Annotated in this window: 18 protein-coding genes and 4 tRNA genes; 9 read left to right on the top strand and 13 right to left on the bottom strand. The window is 70.2% G+C overall.

Features of this window, described 5'->3' with window-relative positions; genetic code table 11:
* Nucleotides 1–48: 48 nt before the first annotated feature.
* Nucleotides 49–684 (bottom strand): GTP cyclohydrolase II, encoded by a 636-nt coding sequence (gene ribA, locus ACFV7R_RS18170; protein WP_385264396.1) that lies wholly within the window; start codon nucleotides 682–684, stop codon nucleotides 49–51.
* A gap of 122 nt (nucleotides 685–806) precedes the next feature.
* Nucleotides 807–1,319: a MarR family winged helix-turn-helix transcriptional regulator gene (locus tag ACFV7R_RS18165; RefSeq protein ID WP_385264394.1), complete on the bottom strand. Its 513-nt coding sequence runs from the start codon at nucleotides 1,317–1,319 to the stop codon at nucleotides 807–809.
* Between the two features lie 82 nt (nucleotides 1,320–1,401).
* On the opposite strand from ACFV7R_RS18165, the gene ACFV7R_RS18160 reads away from it, so the two are divergent.
* Nucleotides 1,402–2,532, top strand: coding sequence for a dihydrofolate reductase family protein (locus tag ACFV7R_RS18160; protein WP_385264392.1), 1,131 nt, complete (start codon nucleotides 1,402–1,404; stop codon nucleotides 2,530–2,532).
* A gap of 89 nt (nucleotides 2,533–2,621) precedes the next feature.
* Here the strand turns inward: ACFV7R_RS18160 and ACFV7R_RS18155 are convergent, their stop codons facing one another.
* The 4 genes from ACFV7R_RS18155 to ACFV7R_RS18140 all read right to left on the bottom strand — a co-directional run bounded on the left by ACFV7R_RS18155 (nucleotide 2,622) and on the right by ACFV7R_RS18140 (nucleotide 7,599).
* Nucleotides 2,622–3,884 (bottom strand): arginine deiminase, encoded by a 1,263-nt coding sequence (locus ACFV7R_RS18155; protein WP_385264390.1) that lies wholly within the window; start codon nucleotides 3,882–3,884, stop codon nucleotides 2,622–2,624.
* A 73-nt stretch (nucleotides 3,885–3,957) separates the two neighbouring features.
* Nucleotides 3,958–5,421 carry a basic amino acid/polyamine antiporter gene (locus ACFV7R_RS18150; protein ID WP_385264389.1) on the bottom strand — a complete coding sequence of 488 codons (1,464 nt, stop codon included), beginning with the start codon at nucleotides 5,419–5,421 and terminating at the stop codon, nucleotides 3,958–3,960.
* A 753-nt stretch (nucleotides 5,422–6,174) separates the two neighbouring features.
* Nucleotides 6,175–6,729: a class IV adenylate cyclase gene (gene cyaB, locus ACFV7R_RS18145; protein ID WP_385264387.1), complete on the bottom strand. Its 555-nt coding sequence runs from the start codon at nucleotides 6,727–6,729 to the stop codon at nucleotides 6,175–6,177.
* Between the two features lie 18 nt (nucleotides 6,730–6,747).
* A complete protein-coding gene (locus tag ACFV7R_RS18140) occupies nucleotides 6,748–7,599 on the bottom strand; it encodes a helix-turn-helix domain-containing protein (protein ID WP_385264385.1) in 852 nt (283 codons plus the stop codon).
* A 238-nt stretch (nucleotides 7,600–7,837) separates the two neighbouring features.
* Here ACFV7R_RS18140 and ACFV7R_RS18135 point away from each other — a divergent pair, with 238 nt between their 5' ends.
* The 3 genes from ACFV7R_RS18135 (at nucleotide 7,838) to ACFV7R_RS18125 (ending at nucleotide 9,256) form a co-directional block, all read left to right on the top strand.
* On the top strand, nucleotides 7,838–8,332 hold the full coding sequence (locus tag ACFV7R_RS18135; protein ID WP_385264383.1) for a DUF6415 family natural product biosynthesis protein: 495 nt from the start codon (nucleotides 7,838–7,840) through the stop codon (nucleotides 8,330–8,332).
* Between the two features lie 260 nt (nucleotides 8,333–8,592).
* Nucleotides 8,593–9,111, top strand: a complete 519-nt coding sequence (locus ACFV7R_RS18130; protein WP_385264382.1) for a glycine-rich domain-containing protein — start codon at nucleotides 8,593–8,595, stop codon at nucleotides 9,109–9,111.
* Between the two features lie 16 nt (nucleotides 9,112–9,127).
* Nucleotides 9,128–9,256: a hypothetical protein gene (locus ACFV7R_RS18125; protein ID WP_385264380.1), complete on the top strand. Its 129-nt coding sequence runs from the start codon at nucleotides 9,128–9,130 to the stop codon at nucleotides 9,254–9,256.
* Between the two features lie 158 nt (nucleotides 9,257–9,414).
* Here the strand turns inward: ACFV7R_RS18125 and ACFV7R_RS18120 are convergent.
* The 7 genes from ACFV7R_RS18120 to ACFV7R_RS18090 form a co-directional block, all read right to left on the bottom strand.
* A tRNA-Lys gene (locus tag ACFV7R_RS18120) sits at nucleotides 9,415–9,487 on the bottom strand.
* Nucleotides 9,488–9,586: 99 nt separating this feature from the next.
* Nucleotides 9,587–11,125, bottom strand: a complete 1,539-nt coding sequence (locus ACFV7R_RS18115; RefSeq protein ID WP_385264379.1) for an amino acid permease — start codon at nucleotides 11,123–11,125, stop codon at nucleotides 9,587–9,589.
* A 61-nt stretch (nucleotides 11,126–11,186) separates the two neighbouring features.
* Complete coding sequence (locus tag ACFV7R_RS18110) at nucleotides 11,187–14,312, bottom strand: FG-GAP-like repeat-containing protein (RefSeq protein ID WP_385264377.1); 3,126 nt, start codon at nucleotides 14,310–14,312, stop codon at nucleotides 11,187–11,189.
* Nucleotides 14,312–16,441 carry an FG-GAP-like repeat-containing protein gene (locus tag ACFV7R_RS18105; RefSeq protein ID WP_385264375.1) on the bottom strand — a complete coding sequence of 710 codons (2,130 nt, stop codon included), beginning with the start codon at nucleotides 16,439–16,441 and terminating at the stop codon, nucleotides 14,312–14,314. Before ACFV7R_RS18105 ends, ACFV7R_RS18110 begins: the two co-directional genes overlap by 1 nt.
* A 266-nt stretch (nucleotides 16,442–16,707) precedes the next feature.
* Nucleotides 16,708–18,825 carry a DEAD/DEAH box helicase gene (locus ACFV7R_RS18100; RefSeq protein ID WP_385264374.1) on the bottom strand — a complete coding sequence of 706 codons (2,118 nt, stop codon included), beginning with the start codon at nucleotides 18,823–18,825 and terminating at the stop codon, nucleotides 16,708–16,710.
* 222 nt (nucleotides 18,826–19,047) lie between these two features.
* Entirely contained in the window at nucleotides 19,048–19,587 is a 540-nt protein-coding gene (locus tag ACFV7R_RS18095) for a hypothetical protein (RefSeq protein ID WP_385264372.1), read from the bottom strand.
* A 75-nt stretch (nucleotides 19,588–19,662) separates the two neighbouring features.
* The gene (locus tag ACFV7R_RS18090; protein ID WP_129798619.1) at nucleotides 19,663–20,013 is read right to left on the bottom strand and encodes a metallopeptidase family protein; all 351 of its coding nucleotides are present in this window, start codon (nucleotides 20,011–20,013) and stop codon (nucleotides 19,663–19,665) included.
* Between the two features lie 106 nt (nucleotides 20,014–20,119).
* Here ACFV7R_RS18090 and ACFV7R_RS18085 point away from each other — a divergent pair, with 106 nt between their 5' ends.
* The 5 genes from ACFV7R_RS18085 (at nucleotide 20,120) to hrpA (ending at nucleotide 26,135) form a co-directional block, all read left to right on the top strand.
* The gene (locus ACFV7R_RS18085) at nucleotides 20,120–21,673 is read left to right on the top strand and encodes a metallophosphoesterase (protein WP_385264370.1); all 1,554 of its coding nucleotides are present in this window, start codon (nucleotides 20,120–20,122) and stop codon (nucleotides 21,671–21,673) included.
* An 80-nt stretch (nucleotides 21,674–21,753) separates the two neighbouring features.
* A tRNA-Glu gene (locus tag ACFV7R_RS18080) sits at nucleotides 21,754–21,826 on the top strand.
* A 38-nt stretch (nucleotides 21,827–21,864) separates the two neighbouring features.
* Nucleotides 21,865–21,939, top strand: a tRNA-Asp gene (locus tag ACFV7R_RS18075).
* Nucleotides 21,940–21,963: 24 nt separating this feature from the next.
* Nucleotides 21,964–22,040: transfer RNA gene (locus ACFV7R_RS18070), tRNA-Phe, on the top strand.
* Nucleotides 22,041–22,151: 111 nt separating this feature from the next.
* The gene (gene hrpA / locus ACFV7R_RS18065) at nucleotides 22,152–26,135 is read left to right on the top strand and encodes an ATP-dependent RNA helicase HrpA (RefSeq protein WP_385264369.1); all 3,984 of its coding nucleotides are present in this window, start codon (nucleotides 22,152–22,154) and stop codon (nucleotides 26,133–26,135) included.
* Nucleotides 26,136–26,159 lie beyond the last annotated feature (24 nt).

Genomic DNA, 26,159 nt, shown 5'->3' with positions numbered 1-26,159 from the left:
CGCGGGGCCGGTCGCGCCAGGGTTTGTATCCGCCCGGCGACAGGCCGCTCAGCCCGCGTTCAGCTCGGTCAGCTGACCGAGCGGGAGGGTGTGCTGCGTCTGCAGGACCTTGGCGCGCAGGTAGCGGACGTTGTGGGCGGTGGTGAAGACGCCCGTCGGGATGCGGTCGCGGACCGTGAGGCCCAGCGTGCGCAGCTGGTCGGCCTTGTCGGGGTTGTTGGACAGCAGGTCCAGGTCCGTGACGGACAGGGCCTGGAGCATCTGGGCCGCCGAGGTGTAGTCGCGGGCGTCCTCCGGGAGGCCGAGGGCGGTGTTCGCCTCGTAGGTGTCCAGGCCCTGGTCCTGGAGGGCGTATGCGTCGAGCTTGTTGTAGAGGCCGATGCCCCGGCCCTCCTGGCGGAGGTAGAGCAGGACGCCGCCGCGGGCCGCGATGCGCTCGACCGCCTCGCGCAGCTGGGGGCCGCAGTCGCAGCGGGCGGAGCCGAAGACGTCGCCGGTCAGGCACTCGGAGTGCAGCCGGACCAGGGGCACGGGCCCGGGGTCGCCGAGGACGACGGCCACGTGTTCCTGGCCGTCGGTCAGACCGTGGAAGGTGACCAGCTCGGCGTCGACGCTGTAGCCGTCGTGGAAGCGCAGCGGTACCCGGACGCGGGCGCGCGGCGTGGCGGCGGGGAAGTCGGGCATGCGGGCCTCCGATTCCGTACAAGCTGCTTCAGATTTGAAGCAGCCTCTCGATCAGGGACCCTACCCATGCTTGAAGTTTGAAGCAACGCGGATGCGGCGGGACCGGCGATGTGTGACGCGGCTCACGAACAGGATGACGAGCGGCGCAGCCAGGGGACATCGGTGGACGCGCTCTGCGAGTCGTCACCCTGGAGGGCCTGTGTGACGCCCGTGAAGATCTCCTCCAGCTGGCCCACCTGCTGCGGGGTGAGGTGATCGAAGAGCAGGGCACGGACCGTCTCGACGTGACCCGGTGCCGCACGCTCCAGGGCGGCCATCCCCTCGTCCGTCAGAGCCGCGACGGTGCCCCGCTTGTCCCACCGGCACTCCTCCCGCCGCACCAGACCGTCCTTCTCCAGTCTGGCCACCGCGTACGTCAGCCGACTGCGCGTGATCTTCAGCCGTTCCGCGAGGTCGGTCATGCGCAGCCGGCGCTCCTCGGTCTCGGAGAGGTTGGCCAGGATGGAGTAGTACAGATGCGGCATGCCGGCCTCCTGCTGGAGCTGCCGGTCGAGCGCGTCCTCCACGAGATGGGTGGCCGCGATGTACGCGCGCCAGGCGCGCTGCTCCTCGGGGGTGAGCCAGCGAGTCGTCATACGACCAGTGTAGGTTTGCTTAAAACTTGAACCAAGCCCGCCGTCTCCGGCCGTCCCGGCCGTTTCCCAGATGGGTGTGCCGATGCCCTTCCCTCACGTCCTGCTGTCCGCCGCCGTCTCCCTCGACGGCTACCTGGACGACACCGGCCCCGAGCGCCTCCTGCTCTCCAGCCCCGCCGACTTCGACCGGGTCGACGAGGTACGGGCGTCCGTCGACGCCATCCTGGTCGGCGCCGGCACGATCCGCGCCGACAACCCCCGGCTGCTGGTCAACTCGCCCGAGCGGCGCGCCGCCCGCGTGGCCGCCGGGAAGCCGGAGTATCCGCTGAAGGTCACGGTGAGCGGATCGGGGGACCTGGACCCGGCCGCCAAGTTCTGGCACACGGGCGGGGAGAAGGTCGTCTACACGACCGCGGAGGGCGCCCGGCGGCTCCGGGCGACGGACCTCGCCGCGGACGTCGTGGCGCTCGGGCCCGGCCTCGACTGGCGGGCGCTGCTCGAGCATCTGCACGACGTGCGGGGAGTGCGGCGGCTCATGGTCGAGGGGGGCGGCACCGTCCACACCCAGCTGCTGCGGGACGGCCTCGCGGACGAACTGCACCTCGTCCTCGCCCCGCTGTTCGTCGGGGACCCGAACGCGCCCCGGCTCTTCGGGCCCGGCCCGTATCAGGGCGGGCGGCTGCGCCTGGTGGAGACGCGGGCCATCGGTGACGTCGTTCTCATGCGCTACGAGCCCACCGCACCGGGCGTCGGCGGGCTGCCGTCGGCTGCCGACCGGCACTGGCTGGCGCTCGCCTGTGAACTGGCCGCGCAGTGCCCCCCGTCGAAGACCGCGTTCAGCGTGGGGGCCGTGGTGGTCGCGGACGACGGCACCGAGCTCGCGCGGGGGTACTCGCGGGAGGCCGGGGATCCGGTCGTGCACGCGGAGGAAGCCGCGCTGGCGAAGATCGACCCCGGCGATCCGAGGCTGGCCGGTGCGACGGTGTACAGCAGCCTGGAGCCCTGCGTGCGCCGGGCTTCACGGCCGCGGCCGTGTGCGCGGTTGATCCTCGACGCCGGGGTGCGGCGGGTGGTGACGGCCTGGCGGGAGCCGGACACGTTCGTCGCCGGGGCCGACGGGAGCGGGGCGCTGGCCCGGGCGGGCGTGGATGTGGTGGTGCTGCCGGAGTACGAGGGGGCGGCGAAGGCTCCGAACGGGCACTTGCTGGGCTGACGCGGGGCATCCCGGCGCCGGCGGGGTGCCCCCGCGCCCAAGCCGGTCGCGTTGCCGCTGACGGAGCAGGGCAGCGACGGTCGCAGCCCTCAGAAGTCGACCGGCTCGCGGATGATCGGGCAGGTCATGCAGTGTCCGCCGCCCCGCCCGCGGCCGAGTTCCGCCCCCACGATGGTGATCACCTCGACGCCGGCCTGCCGCAGCAGCGCGTTGGTCTGGGTGTTGCGGTCGTACGTGAACACCACGCCCGGTTCCAGGGCGACGGCGTTGTTGCCGCTGTCCCACTGCTGACGCTCGGAGGCGTACACGTCTCCGCCGGTCTCCACCACCCGCAGCCGGGGCAGGCCGAGCGCCTCGGCGACGACGTCGACGAACGCACGGGACTCCTCGTCGGTGATCTCAAGGCCGGGAGCCCTGTCGCTGGGCCGCAGCGAGAACGTGTGCACCGCCTCCATGATGCGCGGGTAGAGGGTGACGAGGTCGCGGTCGGCGAAGGTGAAGACGGTGTCGAGGTGCATCGCGGAGCGCAGCTTGGGCATGCCCGCGACGATCACCTGCTCGGCGGCGCCGTTGTCGAACAGGGCCTTGGCCACCTGGGTGATCGCCTGCCGTGAGGTGCGCTCGCTCATGCCCATCAGGACGACACCGTTGCCGACCGGCATGATGTCGCCGCCCTCGAACGTGGCCTGGCCCCAGTCGAGTTCGGGGTCGCCCCACCAGACGGTGGAGCCCGCGAAGTCGGGGTGGAAGGTGTAGAGCGCCTTCATCAGCAGCGTCTCGTCGTGCCGGGCGGGCCAGTACAGCGGGTTGAGGGTCAGGCCGCCGTAGAGCCAGCAGGTGGTGTCCCGGGTGTAGAGCGTGTTGGGCAGCGGCGGCATCAGGTACTCGCGGACGCCGGCCGACTCGCGGGCCAGGGCCACGTACCCGGAGCGGAACTCGTCGGGCAGGTCGGTGGTGGCGAGACCGCCGATCAGATACTCGGCCAGCCGGCGCGGCTCGAGCGACTCCAGGAAGGCCCGGGTGTCGTCGATCAGCCCTGTGCCCACCTCGTTCGCGACGATCTTGCGGTCCAGGAGCCACGCCTTCGCCTCGGGGATCGCCATGGTGTCGGTGAGCAGGTCGTGCAGCTCGACGACGTCGACGCCCCGTTCGCGGAGCTCGCTGACGAAGTCGGCGTGGTCGCGTTGGGCGTTCTCCACCCACATGACGTCGTCGAAGAGCAGGTCGTCGGAGTTGGTCGGGGTGAGCCTGCGATGGGCCAGCCCGGGCGCGCAGACCAGCACCTTGCGCAGTCTGCCGACCTCCGAGTGAACGCCGTACGCGGGCTGGGAGCGGGTGTCCTGGGCTGTCATGTCGTGCCTTTCTGAAAGCTGAAGCCTTTCTGGAAGCCGATGTCTTTCTGGAAGCCGATGTGCCGGGGCCGGATCAGAGGTGGATCCAGCCCGCTGCCAGTGCGACGAGGCCCATCACTGCTCCGGCGACCGAGATGATGAAGATGACGACTTCACGCGGCGAGAAGAGGCGTCTGTTCTGCTCGCGGCGCGCCATGACGAACAGCACCGTGGCCGGGGCGTAGAGGATGAAGGACACCAGGACGAACTTCAGCCCCGCCGCGAACAGCAGGAAGGCCGTGTAGACGGTGGCCAGAACGCCGACGGCCAGCTCGCCGGTGCGGCCGCGCCGCGGGCCGGCAGTCGCAGCGGGCGGCCGGCGCGGCCATGCGATCTTCGCGGCGAAGGCGGCCGCGAGCAGGTAGGGAATCAGGGAGAGCGAACTGGTCAGGTCGAGCGCGAAGTTGAAGGCGTCCTCGGAGAACAGCGTGACGATCAGCACCACTTGGGACAGCAGCGAGGACATCAGCAGCGCGGGCACGGGCACGTCGGCGGGCGTGGCGCGGCGCAGGAACCGCGGCATGTCGTCGTCCTTGGCCGCGACGAACAGCACCTCCGCGGCCATCAACGCCCACGCCAGATAGGCGCCGAGCACGGAGACGATCAGTCCGACGCTCACGAAGACCTTGCCCCACGTGCCGACCGCGTGCTCCAGGACGCCGGCCATGGACGGCTGGCGCAGCTCGGCGATCTCACTCATCGGCATGATCCCGTACGACACGATGGTGACCGACGCGAAGACGGCGAAGACGCTCAGGAACCCGAGGATCGTCGCCCGTCCGACGTCCTCCCGGCGCTTGGCGTGCCGTGAGTACACGCTCGCGCCCTCCACGCCGAGGAACACGAACACCGTGGCCAGCATCGTCCCGCGGACCTGGCTGAACAGCGAGCCGGCGTAGTCCGCGCCGGCGAAGTTCTCCGCGAAGACGTCCGCCTTGAAGTAGAAGAGCGCCAGGACGATGAACACCAGGATGGGGACGATCTTGGCCACCGTCACGATCCGGTTGATCGCCGCGGCCTCCTTGACCCCACGGCGGATCAGCAGGAAGAAGCCCCACAGGCCGATGGACGAGAGCACCAACGCCAGGACCGTGTCGCCCTCACCGAGGGCGGGCACCACGGCGCCCACGGTCGACATGATCAGCACCCAGTACGTCACGTTGCCCACACAGGCGCTCGCCCAGTACCCGAAGGCGGAGAAGAAACCCAGGTACTCGCCGAAGCCCGCCTTGGCGTAGGCGTACACCCCCGCGTCCAGGTCGGGACGCCGTACCGCGAGCGTCTGGAAGACCAGGGCGAGCATCAGCATGCCGACGCCCGCGATCGACCAGGCGATGAGCGCTCCCGCGACGCCGGTCTCCTCGGCGAAGCGGCTGGGCAGGGAGAACACTCCGGCGCCCACCATCGAGCCGACGACCATCGCGGTCAGCGTGGGAAGGGACAACTTGGCTGGTCGCGGCAAGGCGTCGGCGTCCCGAGCGGTCTCGGCCTCGGTCATGCGTCACCTACTCGGACGGCGGTGCGAACAATGACAACCGTCCGGCATTTCCTCCAGTGCTGCACTTTTTGTTACTGCTCACCGAGGCGCCCTCGTCGGCGGCATCTTCCGGATGCTGTGGTCCAGCCGGTGGCGGATCGTGGAGGCGAGGTGGTGAGAGCGCGCGTCGGACTTCGAAGACCCGGAATCGTCCGCTCCGCTTCTTCCCGCCACCTGGTACGTCCTGGACGAGGACCTGCGGGTGCGATGGACCAGTGCGGCGTACGACGAGCAGGCGGGCGAGGTCGAGCGGGAGGCGGCGTCGGCCGCGGTCCGGGCGGCCGTCGGGCGGAGCCTCGATGTCACGGTCACCTGCCGACAGTGCGTTCAGGCCCTGGTACCGGGGTTCGCCGACATCGCGGTGGTGGACGTCGTGGACGACGTCCTGCGCGGGGAGGAGCCACCTCCCGCCCCGCTGGGGCGCGACGTCCCGCTGCGGTGCGCGGCCGCATGCGGGGCGGACACCACGCCACCCCGGCCGGACATGTGCCACCCCAGCGCTCAGGCTACGGGCGGCTGGGCTTGGCCATGGGCCTGCTCGCACGGCGACGAGCCCTTGGCCTTCCACCCTTTCTGCAGCTTTGCCTCTTCCATATGCATGGCTGCCTCCCCTTGCCTACGTCCCATCAGGTTCCTGGTCTGCATTCGGGGGTCGTGCAGGGGGCGCATCGTCGCTCCCAGGCAAGGGTGTAGCGAACGCTACCCAGGTCGAGGTCAGCGGCGCTGTGCCGCCACCGCTCCCGTGTACGTCTCGCGCGTCAGGTCATCCGGCCCGATGCCCAGTTCGGCGAGCACCACGCGGATGTCATCGAGGGCCACGGTCACCTCGTCCTCGTCGGCGAGCGTCTCGACCTCCAAGAACGTGCCCTCGATCTCCGGTACGCGGACGAGGGTCGCGAGCATCTTCCGGCCCCGGGCCTCGAAGTCGTAGTTCCGGCACCGCTTCTCGAACGCGATGAACGGCACGTGGCCGAGCCCGCGCAGGATGGCGTGTGCCGCCTCCGCGTCCTCGACCCGGGTCTCGTGCTCGGGCTTCGACCCGGAAGCCTCGTCGACCACGGGGCCCTTGTAAGTGAGGACCGTCCGCGTGCCGTCCGCACCGTGCACGGTGCGGACCCGCAGTTCCTCGCCCGCGTTCTCCAACGAGCCGTCCGGCCGGTCGTAGTACGTGTCTCGGTACACCTCGACGCGGGCCGCTGCGCGCGCTTCCAGTTGCCGCATGACAGCCTCCGGCGCATGCACGCGCGCCTTCAACTCCGCCTCGATCACGAGCCGTTCCCTTTCTCTTCAGACCGTTCGCTCAGCTCCGTCGATGACCGCCTCGAACATCCTGCAAAACCCCCGGAACAAGGGACCGTGCGGCGTAGCCATCACCTTGTACGTTGCCGACTCATGCCCTTCCCACCCAGCGTCGAAGGCGCCGACGAACATGGTGGAGTCCGTGCGGATAAGCCGCCAAGTGGGCAGCATCCGGTACCGGTAAACCTGGATGTCGCATGAATCGGCGAGCTCCCTCAACCGCGCCTCGGCCAGCCGGACGCCGGAGGCGAGGGACTCGGCGGATTCCCCGATCTCGGCTGCACGCCGGGCCAGGGCGTCGCTGTCGGGGTCGAGAAGCGCCACCCGGATCCTGAGGCCCTTGCCGCCTTGTTCGCGCGGCAGACAGGCACGCAAGAGCGAGTCGTTCAGCCCGACCAGGCCGAGGCCGCGCACGGCCAGGACGTCCAGCTCCGCAGCTTCGCGGGCCTGCTGCTGGATCTCCTCCGCCGCAGAGTCCTGCGACGCGTACACGCGGACGACTTCCGGGAACGCGGCCAGGTCGAAGGCGGCACCGCCGGAACGCTTCTCCCGGCTGGCAGCAAGCCCGAGCAGGTGCCGCGCGTCGTCAGGCATGTGAAGGCCGTCCGCGATCCGCTCGTACACGTCGAGCCTCGAGACCTCGCGGCGGCCGTTGATGATCTCGTTGACGCGGGCTTGCGTCATCCCAGCGGCTGCGGCGATGCGGGACTGGCTGGCGCCGGCGTACTGCTGCACGTGCCGGAACACGGCGCCCATGTCCCTCGCACGCAAAGCCTGACGCACCTCGGCGCGCTCCCATGCCCAGTCGGGCAGTTCGATCGGCTCCAGCGCGGTCCCCATGGCACGCCCCCCGATATCCAGGAACAGGATGAAAAGTCATCCCACTGTGAGATTACCGGTGGGGGATCGAGCAGACACCAAGCGTCACAAGATCCTGGCCAGATCGTGAAGACCCCGGTGAGGTGGAGGCCTCCCGGGGCGCGGCCAACGCTGCTGAGGAGCGCCGACAGTGACCACTTCTACTACTCGCCCGACCGGCACGGCAGAGGCGGCCGCCCCGCCCGTCGACATCGCAACAATGCGCGGCACGGCGCGCCGTCTTCTCGCCGACGACGCCGAGCCCCCCATGCCCGACGAACTGGAGACGCTTACTCTCCAACTGCGCGGGCATCTCATGCTGGCCGTCCCGGAAGTCGAGACGGCCGCCGGTAGGCTGCCAGAGGACGACATCCCGCGGGCTTGCGCGCTGGCCTGCGTCGGCGAAGCCCGCATGCGGCTGAACCTGGAACCCGGCCGCAGCCTGCCCGTCGGCATCTCACACGCTCAGCAGCTCGCCCGGTCGGTGAACGCCCTGTGCGACCACTACGAGAACCTCGGAGGGCCTCACCCTGCGGGCCCCGAAGAGACACCCGGGCAGGCCGCGTACCGACGCATGCTGGTGCACGGCTCCGCGTGCCCGACATGCCGGTCAGTGAACGAGGACGGGTCGAACGCCGACGTCTCTTGCGAGACCGGCGACCGGCTCTACGAGGAGTACCGGCAGGCACGGCGCGGGCCCGCCGCTTCCCACTGACCCCGCCCCAGCAGCGTCGTTGATCACGCCGGTAGCGGGACGACCCGCCCGTCCCGTACCCGTCGCTCAGGGGTGGGCGGGACCCGCGGCACGGGTGGGGCCGCAGCATTGTCAGGGCTCATCGCCCCCGCTGCTGCAGATTTCGCAGCGCCGCCCGCGCTGTGCGCGCTCCACACAGACTCCCGCCCTGGTCGGCGAATCCGGCCAAGAACTCCCGACCGGGGCGGGCCATCCCATCCGCAACCAGCGAAGGAGATCTCGTGAGCGTACCTCCGAGCCCTGGACCTGACCCGGATCCGAAGCCCGGTCCGATCCCCGCAATCCCTCGGCTCCTCATCACCGACCAGCAGTTCACCAGCTGCCGCCAGACCGTGATGGACGCCCACCCGGACATGCCCGAGGAGATGGCCGGCCGCATCGTCGAGGAGGGCCTGAAGTTCGTCACGGCCTGCGCGAAGAACCCCGGCGCCGGGCTCGCGCCGTCCCGGATCGTCGACGAGGGCTGGCACGCCCTGATCCTGCACACCGCCATGTACGCGGAGCTGTGCGAGTCCCTCGGCTGCTTCGTGCACCACTACCCGGGCTACGACCCCACGAACTACGACCCGCCGATCCTGGACCGCACCCGCGAGAAGATCACGGAACTCGGCTGGGAGGCCGACTTGGAGCTGTGGGGGCCGCCGTCCGACGAGACGCTCGTGTCCGTGGTGGCGAAGTGCCAGCACGCGCCCGAGTGCACGATCCGTCCCATGCCGAAGCCCCAGCCGCCCGTAGGCTGACGGCTGGAGGTGTCGCATGGCTGAGTGGATCGACCCGCGGTACGCGGAGCTGGTGGCGGCGTGGAAGCGCGCGCAGCAGCCCGACTCCCGCGATCCGCAGCAGGAACGGCCTGTACGGGGGTTCGTCACCCCGCCCAAGCCCTGACTCACCCCGCGGCCCCGGCCGCGTCCCCATCGCCGACCGGGACCGCTCCATGTCTTGATCGTCTTTCTTCGGGCCAGCAGCGGGCCAGCTAACGATCTCCAACGCCCCGAAACGTCGTGAGCCCCAGTCCAGACACAGTCTGAACTGGGGCTCTCCTGTAGGCCGTGTGGGACTCGAACCCACAACCAATGGATTAAAAGTCCACTGCTCTGCCAATTGAGCTAACGGCCCAGGCGATGTTGCCTACCCGAGCATAGCCGGACGAGGCCGCGTCGCCGATCGGGTATCCGGGACACGGCCCCGTCGGGGCGGGAGAGGCGACCCCGAGCGCTACGGATCAACGGGGTCGGGCGTCCCGGAACGCGCCGCCTCGCGGGCGACGGTGCGTTCGTGGGCGGGGTTGAGGAACCAGTGCCGTGCCGACGCCAGCCACCACGTCGCAGCGAAGCCCAGGACGACGAGGACGGCGACGGGGGCGTAGTTGAAGGTCTCCCGGGTGACGGGGGAGACCTGCGGCAGCATGAACAGGACCGTGATCACGCCGACCCAGCCGACCGCCACGACTCCGACCACCGTCGACCACCGGCCCAGATGCCACGGCCCCCGCTCGAACGCCGGCCCCTTCCGCAGTCGCAGCAGGGTCGGGACGACGTATGCGATGTACAGGCCGATCACGGCGATCGACGTCACCGCCGCGTAGGCCGTGACATTGATCAGGTACGGCAGGCCGAGGGCGAGCGCGCCCAGGGCCGCCAGCCACACCGCCGCGACCGGCGTCCGCGTGCGCGGGCTCACCGTGTGCCACACGTGCGAGAACGGCAGCGCGCCGTCGCGCGAGAAGGCGTAGATCATGCGGCTGTTGGCCGTCACCGACGCCATCCCGCAGAACAGCTGCGCGCCGATCACCACCAGCAGGAGCAGCTTGCCGGCACTCGCGCCGAGCGCGTCGAGCAGGATCTGCGCGGGCGGCGCACCGGTCGGCGAGGTGCGGGCGCCCTCGTACGACTGGATGGCGAAGGTGAAGCCCAGCAGCAGTACGAAGCCGGCGATCCAGGAGGTCCAGATGGAGCGGACGATGCCCTTCGGGCCGGCTGTCGACGCGTCGTGGGTCTCTTCCGTCATGTGGGCGGAGGCGTCGTAGCCGGTGAACGTGTACTGGGCCATCAGCAGACCCAGCAGCACCACGTACACCCCGCTGCCCCAGCCCGTGTGGTTGACGAACTCGCCGAAGACGAAGGACGCCGACTGGTGGTCGTCCGGTACGAAGGTCAGCGCTCCGACGATCAACGCGACGCCCAGCACGTGCCACCACACGCTGACGCTGTTGAGCAGCGCCACGATCCGTACGCCGAAGGTGTTCAGCAGGCCGTGCAGGATCAGGATGCCGGCGAAGAGCAGGATCGTCCGGCCGGGGGTGACCTCCCAGCCGAACTCCAGGTTCAGGTACGCGCCCAGGAAGGATGCCGCCCCGAAGTCGATGCCGGCCGTCACCGCCACCTGGCCGAGCACGTTGAACCAGCCCGTGAACCACGCCCACGCGGCGGCCGAGCGCGGGGGCGCCAGCCGGTGGGCCCAGAAGTACAGGCCCGCGGAGGTCGGATAGGCGGAGCAGATCTCGGCCATCGACAGGCCGACGAACAGCGTCATCAGGCCGACGGCGACCCAGCCCCAGGTGATCACCGCCGGGCCGCCCGTGTTCATGCCGAACAGGTAGAGGGTCAGGCAGCCGGACAGGACCGAGATGATCGTGAAGGAGACGGCGTAGTTGGCGAACCCCGACATCCGGCGGGCGAGGACCTGCTGGTAACCGAGTTGGGCCAGCCGCTCCTCGTCCGAGGGCGGCGCACTGCGTATGGCGTCATCTGTCATGCCCCCAGCGATTCCCTCGCCAGGGGCGTGACATGCGTCACAGCTTGTTACAACAGGCGCATCAGAACAGGCCCTTGTAGCCCTGCCAGCCGGTCGCGATCTTCACACGCGTCCCGAACGTGCCCTTGCCGGTGCCGGGGACGCGGTAGAGCACCCCGGCGGTGTCGCGCGCGACGAGGTCGGCCGCGCCGTCCCCGGTGATGTCGCCGACCCCGACGACCGCGTTGTAGGACACGCCCCAGCTCGCAGACAGCTTCACCCGCGAGGAGAAGGTGCCCTTGCCGGTGCCGTAGTAGCGGTACAGCGCGTTGGTCTTGTCCTGCGCGACCAGGTCACCGATGCCGTCGCCGTTCAGGTCCCCGGCGCCCACGACCTTCTTGTACGTCTTCCAGTTGTCGTACAGCTTCACGCGGGACGACAGCTTGCCGGTGCTGGTGCCCTTGTAGAGGTAGACCGCCCCGGTGGAAGCGGTGCGGGCGATCAGGTCCGGCCGCCCGTCCTTGTTCACGTCACCGGGCGAGGTGAGCACGTCGTACTGGTTCCAGCCGGTGCCCGTCGAGATCGTGGTGTACGGCGTCGACGGCGTCAGCGCGGCGTTGCAGGCCGACTTGTACAACCGCACCGTTCCGCTGCTGAACCTGACGAGAACGTCGTTGCAGCGGTCGCCGCTCAGGTCACCGACCGGCACCGCCCGCACGCTCGTCGCCCAGCCGCTGCCGGTGACCTTTCCGGAGAACGTGCCCTTGCCCGTGCCCTGCTGGAAGGTCAGGCCGCCGGAGGAGTTGAGGGTGAGCAGGTCGCCGATGCCGTCGCCGCCGACGTGGTCGTGACGCACGGCCGCGCCACCGGTCAGCGCGGTCTTCCCGGTCGCGGTCAGCGGCGTGCCCTGGCCGTCGGCGGGCTGGGCGGTGAGGGTCCAGGTGTAGGAGCCGTTCGGCGCGTACGTGCCCGCCGTGTCCTTGCCGTCCCAGGCGGCTGTGACAAGACCGCGGGCCTCGCCTCCGCCGAGCGTGCGCACCGTCGCGCCCGTCGCCGACTTCACCGTCAGCTTCCAGGACGCGGCCGGCTTGGACAGCTGCCAGGACGCTTTCCAGGTGTCCGACGCCTTGAAGGCAGTCGGCGTGGACGCCGAGGCCACCGTCAGGGGCGATGCGGGCACCCCGCTGGGCACCACATGGACCTGGTTCTCCTTGTCGACGTACGCGATGCCGCCGCCGAAGCGGTCCACGGTCCAGGTGCGGCGCCGGGTGTCGCTGCCGTCGACGGACATGGGGATCCCCAGGTCACGGGTGACGGCGGTGCCGCCGCTCTGGAACTCCGTCAGACGCAGGCCCGAGCCCACATAACGCTGGTTGACGAAGTAGCCGTCGCCGAGCAGACCGCCCCGGCCGGCGGGCAGCGCGATCTTCTCGCCGGTGCCCATGTTGACCACGCCGTGCTGACGGAACTGCTCGCACGTCCAGTACAGCCACGGCCCGGCGCTCTGCAGCTCGACCGGCACGCAGGGGGCGCCCGTGTCGACGGTCCCGGTGTCCTTGCCTGTCGCGAGATCCTTGCGGGCGACCGTGCCGGCCGCCGCCGTCCCCGCGTACAGCGTGCTGCCCCACACGGTCGCGCCGGTCTGCGCCCGCTCGTCGACGACCGACCCGGTGTCGAGGTCGACGACGATCGTCTTGCCGTCCGTCACCGGGATCCCGGCGCCCGTCGGCCGGTCGCTCTGGTAGACGGCGTACCGCCCGAAGGAGTCCGTGAGTCGCCCGTCGAAGTCGCCGGTCAGCGCCCGGTCCGCCTGCTGGGGACCGCGCCGGCCGACGATCTCGACCTGCGGGTTCGACTGGTAGTTGCGCACCTGGTAGACACTGCGCCCGTCGCCGCTGCCGAACAGCTGGGTGCACGGCATCTGCCCGCAGACCGTGTAGTCGTACGACCGTCCGCTCTCGCGTCCCACCCACGCCGGGTCGGACACGGTGGCCGGAGCCTGCGCGGGGCTGAGCGTGCGGTGGTAGAACCCGGCGCCCTGCGGGCCGTCCTTCTCCACGGTGGACAGCGTGCCCGCGCTCAGCGCGATGGCGTCGATGCCGACGGCGACGGGAGCGACGCGCCGCAGCTTCTCCAGCTTCGGCTGCCCGCCCTCGACCGTCACCTTCTGCAGGTGCCAGTCCGCCGAGGACGTCCCACCGATCACTGCGACGCCGCCGCCCGCGATCTGCACGGCCTCCTTGTCGGCCTTCTCCAGCAGCGTCCGCCGCTCCTGCCCGACCGACACGGCCACCAGGCTGCGCTTCAGCGCCGCGTCCGTGCCGTCGGCCTGGGTGAAGGCGAGCAGCCAGCCGTCGATCAGCCCGATCTTCGAGCGGTCGAGGTCGTCGGGGAGGGGGAAGGCGATCTCGGGCGACTCCAGGTCGCCGCGCGAGTGGAAGTGAGCCTTCCCGTCGGTGCCGACCCAGGCCACGGTGCCCCCGTCGAGCGCGACGGACGTGACACCGTCGGCGGCGAAGGAACGCAGCTGCCCCGTCTTCAGGTCGAGCAGGCCCAGAAAGTGACGGGCCTCGGGCGTCTCCGGCGCGGTGGAGAAGCGTACGACCGCCTCGTCCGCGTCACCCGCGACCAGGCGCACGCCCTTGAGGTCCGTGCCTTCGGGCCAGCCCGTCACGGGAACCTTGGCGTCGGCCACCGGGTTGTCCGCGGGGAGCAGATACCAGCTGTCGACCGTCTCCAGGTCGTCACCGGTGTAGTCCTTCACCAGGACTGCGGCACCGACCAGCCCTTCGAACAGGTCGCCGGACGGCACGTCGAACCGGCGCGTGGTGCCGTCCGCCATGTTCCGGATGTCGATCGAGCCGAGGTGGTGGTGGGCGGCATAGTCCGACTCGGCGCCGAACTCGCCGAACTCGGCCTCCTCGTTGTTGCCGTAGCCGAGCAGCGTGGTCGTCTCCCCGGTGTCGAGCCGGGTCCACTGGAACTCCTGCCCGAAGCTGTCTTCCGCATCCTCCGGCGAGTGCACGAACCCGGTCGCGCCGAAGGAGCCGAGTGAGTCGGCCCGGGGCACGGTACGCCAGTTGGGCGTGACGTCCAGCTGGGCCGGGGCGTCCGCAGCGGCGGCCGGGGCCCCGACGACCGGAGTGAGGACCAGGGTCAGGGCCAGGACTCCGGCCGCGCTCGCGGCGCGTATGAACGAGTGACGCATCAGAAAATCCCCCTGTAGCCCTGCCAGCCGCTCGCGATCCTCACGCGCGGCGCGAACGACCCTTTGCCCGTACCGGTGTTGCGGTAGAGGTTGCCCGCGGTGTCCCGCGACACCAGGTCGTTCTTGCCGTCGCCGGTGATGTCACCGACGCCGACGATCGCGTTGTAGGTGCCGCCCCAGTCGGAGAAGACCTTCACGCGCTCCTTCACCTGGCCGGCGCCCGTGCCGTCGTAGCGCCACAGCGTCCCCGCCTTGTCCAGCGCCAGCACGTCCCCGAAGCCGTCGCCGTTCAGGTCACCGGCACCGACGATCTTCTTGTACCCGGACCACGTACGGATCTTGACGCCCGCCTTCAGCTTCCCCGCACCGTCGTTGGCGAACAGGTACACGTCCCCCGTCGACGCCTTCCGCGCCAGCAGATCGGCCCGGTCGTCACCGGTCAGGTCGCCGGGCGCGGTGAGGACGTTGTACGCGTTCCAGCCGGTGCCCAGCGAGGTGTGGCTGTTCGACGGGCTGTACGAGAACCCGCACCGGCCTGTGTAGCGGCGCAGTTCACCGTTCGGCATGCGGACGAGCATCTCGCCGCACCGGTCCTTGCCCATGTCGCCGAACGGCACGGCGAGAGTGCCGGCGGGCCAGCCAGAGGCGGACTCCTTGTGGGTGAACGTGCCCTTGCCCTTGGTGTAGTGCAGGGTCAGGCCACCTGAGGAGTTGAGCGTGACCAGCTCGCCGAAGCTGTAGTACCCCTGGTCGTGGTGGCCCGGCAGTCCGCCGTTGAGCCCGAACGCACCGCTCGTCGTGTACGTGCCGCTGCCCTCGGTCGCCGTGGCGGCCAGCGTCCAGGTGTAGCTCCCGTTGTACGCGTACGTGCCCGCGTCCGTCTTCCCGTTCCAGCCGGCGTCGGCCTCGGCGCCCGTACCGGTCTGGGTGTAGACGGCACGGCCGCGGGCGTCCTTCACGGTGAAGGTCCAGGTCGCGGGCTTGTTGAACTGCCAGGTGCTGTTCCAGTACGCGTCCTTGGCGTTGACGTAGTCGCCGGCCACCTCGGACTCGATCTTCAGCAGCGGCTGCGACGGCACCCCGCTCTGCACGACGTGCACGTCGTGGTCCGCGTCCACGTACGCGATGTCCCCGCCGAACTTGTCCACGGCCCAGGTCTGCCGCCGCTGGTCGGCGGTGGTCCCGGTCGGCAGGTCGGCGATCGCACGCGCCGCCGCGGCCGTACCCGTGTGGAAGTCGGTGAGCATCAGTTTCCCGGCCGTCCTGTCGTGCCGGACGAGATAGCCGTCACCGACGAGCGTGGGGCCGGACGGCACAGTGATCTTCTTCTTGGCCGTGCGGTCGTAGACCCCCGCCGCGCCCGTGGCCCCGCAGTTCCAGTAAACCCAACGGCCCACCACCTGAAGCTCCTTGACCGTGCAGGGCGCGCCAGTGGCGAGTGTCTCGACGGTCTTCTTCTGCTCCAGGTCGTACACGGTGACAGCACCGGCGCCCGAGCCCGGCGTGTACAGCCGGGTGCCCCACACGGAGGCGGCGGTGACGGAGCGCGTCCTGCGAACGTCCTGATAGTGGTACGGCTGAACGGAATCGACGTACTGCTTGCCGGTCGAGGCCGCGTTGTAGACGTAGAAGCGTCCGGTGATGTCCACGAACCGGCCACCGGTCACGCCGGGTTCCTCGCCCTGGTGAAGGGTGTCCTCGCCCGTCCAGACCTGCGCGTACTCCTTGCCGTCATCGACGAAGAAGTAGCCGACGTCGCCGTTCCCGGCCGCCCGCAGTGGTACACAGGAGCCGGCGTCGCAGGACACCCGCTGCACATGGTCGCCGCCCGCGAAGGTGTCGGCGTAGCCGCGGCCTTCCAGCTCGCCCACCGTGGAACCGTCCGCGGAGACGGGACGGTTGAGGACGAAGCGGTAACCGCTCGGGGCGACCTCCACGGTGGTGAGGACACCCCCCGCGTAGTCGATGCCCCACACCCCGTCCGTCCGGAGCGGCATCGGCGTGGTGTCCGCGGCCGCCGGGCCCGCGGTGGTCAGCGAGCCGGCGCCCAGGGCCGCCAGGCCCACCAGAGTGAGTGCGATGCGGCCACGCCGGGCCGCGGCAGAGCGTGCGTGTACACGCCGAGTCAAGGGTCCCTCCCCAGGGATACGAGAAGGCATGGCGGCCGGGTGTGTATTCGCCCTGTGCCGATGCGCGCCTCGTCGAACTCCCCCTCGGCCGCGCTCCCCCATGCAAGCCAAGGGATGTTAACAACCGTCACACAGGTTCCGGTAGTGAATAGAGAGCGCAGAGAAAACCGTTACTGCCCCCCGTACTCGACCCCTACTTGACCCCCGCAGAACGCGCGAGGGCCCGCACGACCGGAGTCGTACGGGCCCTCGAAGGTCAGTCGGCGTCAGCCGTTGCGCTTCCAACGCGGCTTGTCCTCGCGGCGCCCGAAGGAACCGCCGCCGCGGTGGTCGTCACGGCGGCCGTACGGACGCTCGTGACCGCCGGTGCGGAAGCCCGGGCGGTCGCCCTGGTGGTCCCGGTTGAACGGGCGGTCGCTGCCACGGTGGCCGCCGCGCTCGTCACGGCGACCGGCGGTGCGGTCGTCACGGCGGAAGCCGCTCCGGTCACCGTCACGGCGCTCGAAGGAACGCCCACCACGGTCGTTGTCCCGACGCTCGAAGGAACGCCCGCCACGGTCACCGCGGTCATCACGGCGGAAGCCACCACGGTCACCCCGGTCGTCGCTACGGAAGCCGCCCCGGTCACCGTCACGGCGCTCGAAGGAACGGCCACCGCGGTCGTTGTCCCGACGCTCGAAGGAACGGCCGCCACGGTCACCGCGGTCGTCCCGACGGAAGCCACCACGGTCGTTGTCCCGGCGCTCGAAGCCACGGTCCCGGTCCCGGTTGAACCCGCCCCGGTCGTCCCGCCGCTCGAAGGAACGCCCACCACGGTCACCCCGGTCGTCCCGACGGAAGCCACCACGGTCACCCCGCTCCTCACGCCGCTCACGACGCTCGTACGACGACGAAGCCTCGGCCCGGTCCACGTCCCGCGCCACCGGCTGCTCGGGCACGGACACCTCGACGGCCTCCGCCACCGCGGCCTGCGCCTCGGCCACCGCCGCCTCGGGGTCCTCGCCCCGCTCGCGTGCGACCCGGGCGACCAGCCGGTCGGCCTCCTCGCGCAGCTCGGCGGCACGGCGCTGCGCCCGCTCCAGCTGCTTGGTGAGCTGGGCGACCTCACGCTCGGCCTGCTGCGCCGCATTGCCCGCGGACTCGGCCTGCACCTCGGTCATCGAACGGGCGCCGGTGATCTCGGCGACCTCCGGCTCGAAGGCGCCCGCGCCCTGGATGATGTGCCGCGAGGCGTCGACGCCCGCGTCCTCCATCAGCCGGAAGATCTGGCGCCGCTGATGCGGCAGCGCGAGGGAGACGACGGTGCCGGTGCGCCCGGCGCGCGCCGTACGGCCGGCCCGGTGCAGGTAGTCCTTGTGGTCGCCGGCCGGGTCGACGTTCAGGACGAGGTCGATGCCGTCGACGTGAATGCCGCGCGCCGCCACATCCGTCGCGACCAGGACGTTGACGTAGCCGTCCTTGAAGTCCGCCAGCGTCCGCGTGCGCGCGCCCTGCGTCATACCGCCGTGCAGCGCATCGGCCTTGGCACCGGCGTCGCGCAGCTGCTCGGCGACCCGGTCGGCGCCGAGCTGGGTGCGGACGAAGATGATGGTGCGGCCCTTGCGGGAGGCGATGGCCGCCGTGACCGGCGCCTTGTCCTTGGGCTTCACGACCAGGATGTGGTGCGACATGGTCGTCACCGCGCCCTGCGCCGCGTCGACCTCGTGCGAGACGGGGTCGTTGAGGTACCGGTCGACGAGGGTCTGGATCTCGTTCTCCATCGTCGCGGAGAACAGCATCCGCTGACCGCCCGCCGGAACCTGGTCGAGCAGCTCCGTCACCTCGGGCAGGAAGCCCAGGTCGGACATCTGGTCGGCCTCGTCGAGCACCGCGATCTGCACGTCCTCGAGGGAGCAGGCACCGCGGGTGATGATGTCGCGAAGGCGACCGGGGGTGGCGACGAGGACGTCGACGCCGCGCTCCAGGGCGTAGATCTGGTTGCCCATCGACGTACCGCCGCAGACGACCTTCATCTTCAGCCCGAGGACATCCCCGTACGGCTGCAGCGCGTCGGCGACCTGCATGGCGAGCTCACGGGTCGGCGTGAGGATGACGGCACGCGGCTTGCGCTTCTCGGTGCGACCGCCGGCCAGCGTGGCCAGGGTCGGCAGACCGAAGGAGAGGGTCTTGCCGGAGCCGGTGCGGCCACGGCCGAGGATGTCCTTCCCGGCCAGGGCGTCCGGGATGGTCGCCGCCTGGATCGGGAAGGGGGTGGTCACGCCGTTCTGCGCGAGCTTGCGCACGACACCCTCGGGGAGGCCGAGGTCCGCGAAGGTCAGCTCGGGGGTTTCCTCGACGGCCTCGTTCTCGGGCACGACGACGTGATCAGTACTGGAAATGGACATGCGTATGCGAAACCTTCCGGAGTCTCGTCGGCACGCGCCCGTCAACTCCGTGATTCGCAATACGACCGCCTCAATGCGGTCCGCCACGGCAAGGGAGAGTACGCGCCACACGGCGCGCTCTGCGGTGGCGCCGGGCAAATGGGATCAAACGATCTACCACCATACGCACCCACCGCCCCTCATGGCAAACCGAGCTGGTACACCCGGCCCAACGGCGCGGCACTAGACCGGCGCCCCGGCCTCCGGCGCCGGCTCGCGGTGCACCAGCTGCGGCCTCGGCTCCTCGTGCGCCGACGACGACGGCTCGGCAGCCGTCGGCTCGGGAGACGCCGGCGGTTCCGGTGACGGCGGGGGCGGCTCCGGCGCAGGACTGGTCCGCGTCGGACTCGGCGGCGCAGGCGTCGGCGCGGGATCCCCGGGCCCCACGGTCCGCCCCGGCCCGCCCGGCACCGAAGCCGAGGCACTCGCCCCGGGCACGTCCGCCGACCCCGACGGCGAGGCCGACTCCCCCGGCTTCGCCGTACCGTGTCCCTTCCTGCCCTTGCCGCGCCCGTCCTCGGCCCCGCCCGCGGCCTCTCCGTGCCCGGCGCCACCGTCCGGCCCCACCGGCCCCCCGCCGGGCGCCGCCCCGCCCTCCTGCCCCGCCGAATGCGACGGCCTGGCCCGCCCTCCGTCGTCGTCACCCACGCTCATACAGCCGGCGGCAGCGGCGAAGGCCACGACGGTGGCGGCCAGGCGGACAGGTACGAGCAAGGGGCGCACGGGCAGCCACCTCCGGGGAGGGTGAAGGAGTCAACATGCCCAACTCCCGCCGCCCACAAGAGGACACGCGCACGGTCATCCGTATCCCAGGGCGTGCAACCGCGCGTCGTCGATCCCGAAGTGATGGGCGATCTCGTGCACCACTGTGATCTCCGTCTCCGCGACGACGTCCTCCCGCGACACGCAGAACCTCAGCGTCGGCCCCCGGTAGATCGTGATCCGGTCCGGCAGCACCCCGGCGTACCACTCGCCCCGCTCCGTCAGCGGAGTCCCCTCGTACAGCCCCAGCAACTCGGGATCGTCCACCGGAGGCTCGTCCTCGACGAACACCGCGACGTTGTCCATCAGCCGCGTCAGCTCCGGCGGAATCCGGTCCAGCGCCTCGGCGACCAGTTCCTCGAACTCCTCGCGCGTCATCTCCAGCACAGGCCCATTGTCCGGCACGACACCCCCGTACGAGAGCCACAGGACCGCCCCGTTACGACCCGCACAGCCCCGCATACCCACCCCCGCACACGGGCATAGGGGACCAATGGCCCGCGTCCCAGCCGCAGTCCTGAAGACGATCACCCGCATACGAAGGCCGCGCCGCCTCCGCCCCCACCCCGCGGTCGAACTCGTCTCCCAGCCCCACAACCCCTGGATCCGCGCCCTCGGCCTGATCACAGTCGTCCTGCTGGGCGCCTGGCTCGGTCTGCTGGTCGTCGGCAACGTGCGCGTCCCGGTCGGCCCGATGGACACGACGATGACCCTGCGCCCGTCCCTCGCCGGCGGCACGAAGATCAACATCTCCCCGCTGGGCGCCCTCCACCTGGACAGCCACATCGCCCCGGTCCGCCTGGACGTGAACGTCGACCAGCTCGACCCGGACCGCTCCCAGGCCCTCGTCGACCACCCCGAACGCCTCTCCGGCCTCCAGGACGAGGTCGCCCAGGACGTCGGCCACGGCGCCCTCGACCTGGCGGTGCGCTCCTGCGTGGCCGTGGTCGCGGGCGCCACCGCCCTGGGCCTCGCGGTCTACCGCCGCCCGCGCCGGGCCCTGGCGGCCGGCGGCCTCGCCCTCACCCTGCTCACCGCCTCCGGGGCGACCGCGTACGCCACCTGGAACCCCAAGTCCGTCCTGGAACCGAGGTTCTCCGGCCTGCTCTCCTCCGCCCCCTCCCTGGTCGGCGACGCCCGCAGCATCGTCACCGAATTCGACGTCTACCAACAGGAGCTGGCCCGCCTGGTGACGAACGTGACGAAGCTCTACGACGCCACCTCCACGCTCCCCGCCTACCAGCCGGACCCCACCACCATCCGCGTCCTGCACGTCTCCGACATCCACCTGAACCCGGCCAGCTGGAAGATCATCGCCTCGCTGGTGGAGCAGTACGAGGTGAACGTGATCGTGGACTCCGGCGACACGATGGACCACGGCACAGCGGCGGAGAACGGCTTCCTGGACCCCATCGAGGACCTGGGCGCCCCGTACATCTGGGTCCGCGGCAACCACGACTCCCTGATCACCCAGCGCTACCTCGAAGGCCTCAAGAACGTGCACGTCCTGGACGACGGCCGGGCGACGACCATCGCGGGCCTGCGCTTCGCGGGCATCGGCGACCCCCAGTTCACCCCCGACCGCACCAACAAACCCGGAGCCGACGCCTCCCAGGAACTGGCCGGCGCCCGCCTGGCCTCGGCACTGCGCGACCAGCGGGCCGCCGGCACCCCCGTGGACGTGGCCATCGCCCACGAGCCGCCGGCCGCCCGCCAGACCGACGGCGAGGTCCCCCTGGTCCTGGCCGGCCATGTGCACCACCAGGAAACGGAGGTCATGCGGTACGGCACCCGGCTGCGCATCGAAGGCTCGACGGGCGGCAGCGGCCTGCGCGCGGTGGAGGGCGAGCACCCGGACCCGATCGAGGCGTCGATCCTCTACTTCGACCGGGACACCCGCCGCCTCCAGGCCTGGGACGCGATCAGGCTGGGCGGTCTGGGCCTGACGACGGCGGAGGTCAGCCGCCACCTGGTCGAGGAGAACCAGCCGGGAGCCACCCCGTCCCCGAGCCCGTCCCCCACTCCCTCGCCCACCCCGTCTCCATAAACCGTTTTGGCGATCCCTCCCGCCATCCCATATGCTTCTCACGTCCCCGACGCGCTGAGAAGCGCCCAGGCGGGCCGATAGCCCTCATCGTCTAGCGGCCTAGGACGCCGCCCTTTCAAGGCGGTAGCACGGGTTCGAATCCCGTTGGGGGCACGCAGTACGGTGTGCGACACTGTCGTACGTCATAGCTTGGTCCTGTGGAGCAGTTTGGAGTGCTCGCCACCCTGTCAAGGTGGAGGCCGCGGGTTCAAATCCCGTCAGGACCGCTGAGGTTTCACGTGAAACCTCGTGGCTGGGTAGCTCAGTTGGTACGAGCGTCCGCCTGAAAAGCGGAAGGTCGCCGGTTCGACCCCGGCCCCAGCCACCACCGCCCCGAGGGCAGCAAACCCCCGTCGAGATCATCGGCGGGGGTTTCGCGTTGCGGCACCTACAAAAGCATTCGCCATGGATTTCCCCGGGATGAGATCCTGGGTCCCGTATGTCTACGCAGCCTGCCCCCGGCGCCCCCGCCCTCGGCACCCTCGCCCCCCGCCTCACCGAGCTCTCGCTGCGCGATGCGCACCGGCTCGGGCGGCGGCTCGAGGGTGCGCGCAAGATCCGTAAGCCGGAGGCGCGTGCCGCCGTGCTCGCCGAGATCGAGGCGGAAGTCGCCAGGGCCGAGGAGCGGATGGCCGGCCGGCGGGCGCGCGTGCCCGCGGTCACCTACCCGCCCCAGCTGCCCGTCAGCCAGAAGAAGGACGAGATCGCCGACGCCATTCGCGACCACCAGGTCGTGATCGTCGCCGGTGAGACCGGGTCCGGCAAGACGACACAGATCCCGAAGATCTGTCTCGAGCTCGGGCGTGGTGTCCGCGGCATGATCGGGCACACCCAGCCCCGCCGTATCGCCGCCCGTACCGTCGCCGAGCGGGTGGCCGAGGAGCTGGACACTCCGCTCGGGGAGACCGTCGGCTGGAAGGTCCGCTTCACCGACCAGGTGAACCCGGACGCCACCTTCGTCAAGCTCATGACGGACGGCATTCTGCTCGCCGAGATCCAGACCGACCGCGAGCTGCGCGCCTACGACACGATCATCATCGACGAGGCCCACGAGCGGTCCCTCAACATCGACTTCCTGCTCGGATATCTCGCGCAGTTGCTGCCGAAGCGGCCCGATCTCAAGGTCGTCATCACCTCCGCCACCATCGACCCCGAGCGCTTCTCCCGGCACTTCGGCGACGCGCCGATCGTCGAGGTCAGCGGACGTACGTATCCCGTGGAGGTGCGCTACCGGCCCCTCCTCGAAGAGGACGGCGACGACGCCGACCGCGACCAGATCACCGCGATCACCGACGCGGTCGAGGAGCTCCAGAGGGAGGGCCAGGGCGACATCCTGGTCTTCCTCTCCGGTGAGCGGGAGATCCGGGACACCGCGGACGCCCTCACCAGGAAGCAGTACCGCTTCACCGAGATCCTCCCGCTGTACGCCCGCCTGTCCCACGCCGAGCAGCACCGGGTCTTCCAGCCGCACACCGGCCGCAGGATCGTTCTGGCAACCAACGTCGCCGAGACGTCCCTCACCGTCCCGGGCATCAAGTACGTCATCGACCCCGGCTTCGCCCGGATCTCCCGCTACAGCCACCGCACCAAGGTCCAGCGGCTGCCCATCGAGCCGGTCTCCCAGGCGAGCGCCAACCAGCGCAAGGGCCGCTGCGGCCGTACGTCCGACGGCATCTGCATCCGGCTGTACAGCGAGGACGACTTCCTCGCGCGGCCGGAGTTCACGGACGCCGAGATCCTGCGGACGAATCTGGCGTCCGTCATCCTCCAGATGACCGCGGCCGGCCTCGGCGACATCGAGAAGTTCCCGTTCATCGACCCGCCGGACCACCGCAACATCCGCGACGGCGTCCACCTCCTGCAGGAGCTGGGCGCGCTCGACCCGGCCCAGAAGGACCCGCGCAAGCGTCTCACCGACACGGGCCGCAAGCTCGCGCAGCTCCCCGTCGACCCGCGGCTGGCCCGCATGGTGCTGGAGGCCGACAAGAACGGCTGCGTCCGCGAGGTCATGGTCATAGCCGCCGCGCTGTCCATCCAGGACCCGCGCGAGCGCCCGGCCGACAAGCAGACCCAGGCCGACCAGCAGCATGCCCGCTTCAAGGACGAGACCAGCGACTTCCTCGCCTACCTCAACCTCTGGCGGTACATCCGCGAGCAGCAGAAGGAGCGCGGCTCGTCCTCCTTCCGCCGGATGTGCAAGCAGGAGTACCTCAACTTCCTGCGCATCCGCGAATGGCAGGACATCTACACCCAGCTGCGCACGGTCGCCAAGCAGATGGGCATCCACGTCAACGAGGACGACGCCCCCACCGACCGCATCCACGTCTCCCTGCTCGCCGGCCTTCTCTCCCACATCGGGATGAAGGACGTGAAGGAGTCCAAGGACAGCAGGGACTCCGGCGCGCGCAGGGAGCGCAACGAGTACCTCGGCGCCCGTAACGCCAAGTTCGCGATCTTCCCGGGCTCGGCGCTCTTCAAGAAGCCGCCGCGGTTCGTGATGTCCGCCGAGCTTGTGGAGACCTCCCGCCTCTGGGCCCGCGTCAACGCCAAGATCGAGCCGGAGTGGGTCGAGCCGCTCGCCGAGCACCTTCTCAAGCGGACGTACAGCGAACCGCACTGGGAGAAGGACCAGGCCGCGGTGATGGCGTACGAGAAGGTCACGCTGTACGGCGTCCCGATCGTCGCCCAGCGCAAGGTCAACTACGGCCGGATCGAGCCGGAGGCATCCCGCGAGCTCTTCATCCGCAACGCCCTGGTCGAGGGTGACTGGCGCACGCACCACAAGTTCTTCGCCGACAACCGCAGACTCCTCACCGAGGTCGAGGAGTTGGAGCACCGCGCCCGCCGCCGGGACATCCTGGTCGACGACGAGACCCTCTTCGACTTCTACGACCAGCGGATCCCCGAGCACGTCGTCTCCGGCGCTCACTTCGACTCGTGGTGGAAGCGCAAGCGGCACGAGCAGCCGGACTTCCTGGACTTCGAGCGCGAGATGCTCATCCGGGAGTCGGCGGAGGCGGTCACCAAGGCGGACTATCCGGACTCCTGGCGGCAGGGCCCGCTGAAGTTCCGGGTCACGTACCAGTTCGAGCCGGGCGCGGACGCCGACGGCGTCACCGTCCACATTCCGCTGCAGGTCCTCAACCAGGTCACGGACGAGGGCTTCGACTGGCAGATCCCGGGCCTGCGGGAGGAAGTGGTCACCGAGCTGATCCGGTCCCTCCCGAAGCCGATCCGCCGCAACTACGTACCGGCGCCGAACTTCGCGCAGCGGTTCCTGGACACGGCCGTACCCCTCCAGGAACCCCTCACCATCACCATGGCCCGCGAGCTGAAGCGGATGGTCGGCGTCCCCTTCACCGCCGAGGACTTCGACTGGTCGAAGGTCCCCGACCATCTGCGCATCACGTTCCGCATCGTCGACGAGCGCCGCCGCAAGCTGGCGGAGGACAAGGATCTTGAGGCGCTGAAGCTCCGGCTGAAGCCGAAGGCCCGCAAGGCCCTCTCGCAGGCCGCCGCGGCCACGGCCGAGCGTCAGGGCGGCGAGTCCGTCGAGCGCAAGGGCCTGACCGACTGGACGATCGGCACGCTCACCCGCGTCTTCGAGACCCGCCGGGCCGGCCAGCCCGTGAAGGCGTACCCGGCGCTCGTCGACGACGGCGACACGGTCTCCGTACGCCTCTTCGACACGGAGGCGGAGCAGGCCGAGGCCATGTGGAAGGGCACGCGCCGCCTGATCCTCCGCAACATCCCGGTGAATCCTGCGAAGTTCGCATCCGAGAAGCTGACGAACGCTCAGAAGCTCGCCCTCTCCGCCAACCCGCACGGCTCGATCCAGGCCCTGTTCGACGACTGCGCGACGGCCGCGGCCGACAGGCTGATCGCGGACTTCGGCGGGCCGGCGTGGGACGAGGAGTCGTACCGGAAGCTGTACGACAGGGTGCGTGCCGAGATCGTCGACACGACGGTCCGTACGGTCGGGCAGGTGCAGCAGGTCCTGGCCGCCTGGCAGGCCTGTGAGCGCCGCCTGAAGGCCGTACGCAGCCCCGCGCTCCTGGCAAACGTCCAGGACGTACGGGGGCAGCTGGACGCCCTTGTGAAGCCCGGTTTCGTGACGGAGGCGGGGCTGCGGCGCCTGCCGGACCTGATGCGCTACCTGGTCGCCGCGGACCGCCGGCTGCAGCAGATGCCGACGAACGTCCAGCGGGACGCCACGCGCATGGAGAAGGTCAAGGAGATGCAGGACGAGTACGCCTGGCTCCTCGAGCAGATGCCACAGGGGCGCCCGGTCCCGTCCTCGGTGCTGGACATCCGCTGGATGATCGAGGAACTCCGCGTCAGCTACTTCGCGCACGCCCTCGGCACGGCGTACCCGGTCTCCGACAAGCGCATCGTGAAGGCGATCGACGCGGCGGCCCCGTAACGGAGTAGCCACCCAGGGTGAGTT

It is taken from the genome of Streptomyces sp. NPDC059866 (assembly GCF_042731325.1).
Taxonomy (GTDB): Bacteria; Actinomycetota; Actinomycetes; order Streptomycetales; family Streptomycetaceae; genus Streptomyces; species Streptomyces flavusporus.
Note: the sequence above shows the minus strand (reverse complement) of the source record. Positions and strands in the feature narration are given on the sequence as shown.

Bases quoted from the DNA above. Each gene is read 5' to 3' on its own strand.
- ribA (WP_385264396.1), bottom strand. From the start codon at position 684: ATGCCCGACTTCCCCGCCGCCACGCCGCGCGCCCGCGTCCGGGTACCG.
- ACFV7R_RS18165 (WP_385264394.1), bottom strand. From the start codon at position 1,319: ATGACGACTCGCTGGCTCACCCCCGAGGAGCAGCGCGCCTGGCGCGCG.
- ACFV7R_RS18160 (WP_385264392.1), top strand. From the start codon at position 1,402: ATGCCCTTCCCTCACGTCCTGCTGTCCGCCGCCGTCTCCCTCGACGGC.
- ACFV7R_RS18155 (WP_385264390.1), bottom strand. From the start codon at position 3,884: ATGACAGCCCAGGACACCCGCTCCCAGCCCGCGTACGGCGTTCACTCG.
- ACFV7R_RS18150 (WP_385264389.1), bottom strand. From the start codon at position 5,421: ATGACCGAGGCCGAGACCGCTCGGGACGCCGACGCCTTGCCGCGACCA.
- ACFV7R_RS18140 (WP_385264385.1), bottom strand. From the start codon at position 7,599: ATGGGGACCGCGCTGGAGCCGATCGAACTGCCCGACTGGGCATGGGAG.
- ACFV7R_RS18135 (WP_385264383.1), top strand. From the start codon at position 7,838: ATGCGCGGCACGGCGCGCCGTCTTCTCGCCGACGACGCCGAGCCCCCC.
- ACFV7R_RS18125 (WP_385264380.1), top strand. From the start codon at position 9,128: ATGGCTGAGTGGATCGACCCGCGGTACGCGGAGCTGGTGGCGGCGTGG.
- ACFV7R_RS18115 (WP_385264379.1), bottom strand. From the start codon at position 11,125: ATGACAGATGACGCCATACGCAGTGCGCCGCCCTCGGACGAGGAGCGG.
- ACFV7R_RS18110 (WP_385264377.1), bottom strand. From the start codon at position 14,312: ATGCGTCACTCGTTCATACGCGCCGCGAGCGCGGCCGGAGTCCTGGCC.
- ACFV7R_RS18100 (WP_385264374.1), bottom strand. From the start codon at position 18,825: ATGTCCATTTCCAGTACTGATCACGTCGTCGTGCCCGAGAACGAGGCC.
- ACFV7R_RS18085 (WP_385264370.1), top strand. From the start codon at position 20,120: ATGGCCCGCGTCCCAGCCGCAGTCCTGAAGACGATCACCCGCATACGA.
- hrpA (WP_385264369.1), top strand. From the start codon at position 22,152: ATGTCTACGCAGCCTGCCCCCGGCGCCCCCGCCCTCGGCACCCTCGCC.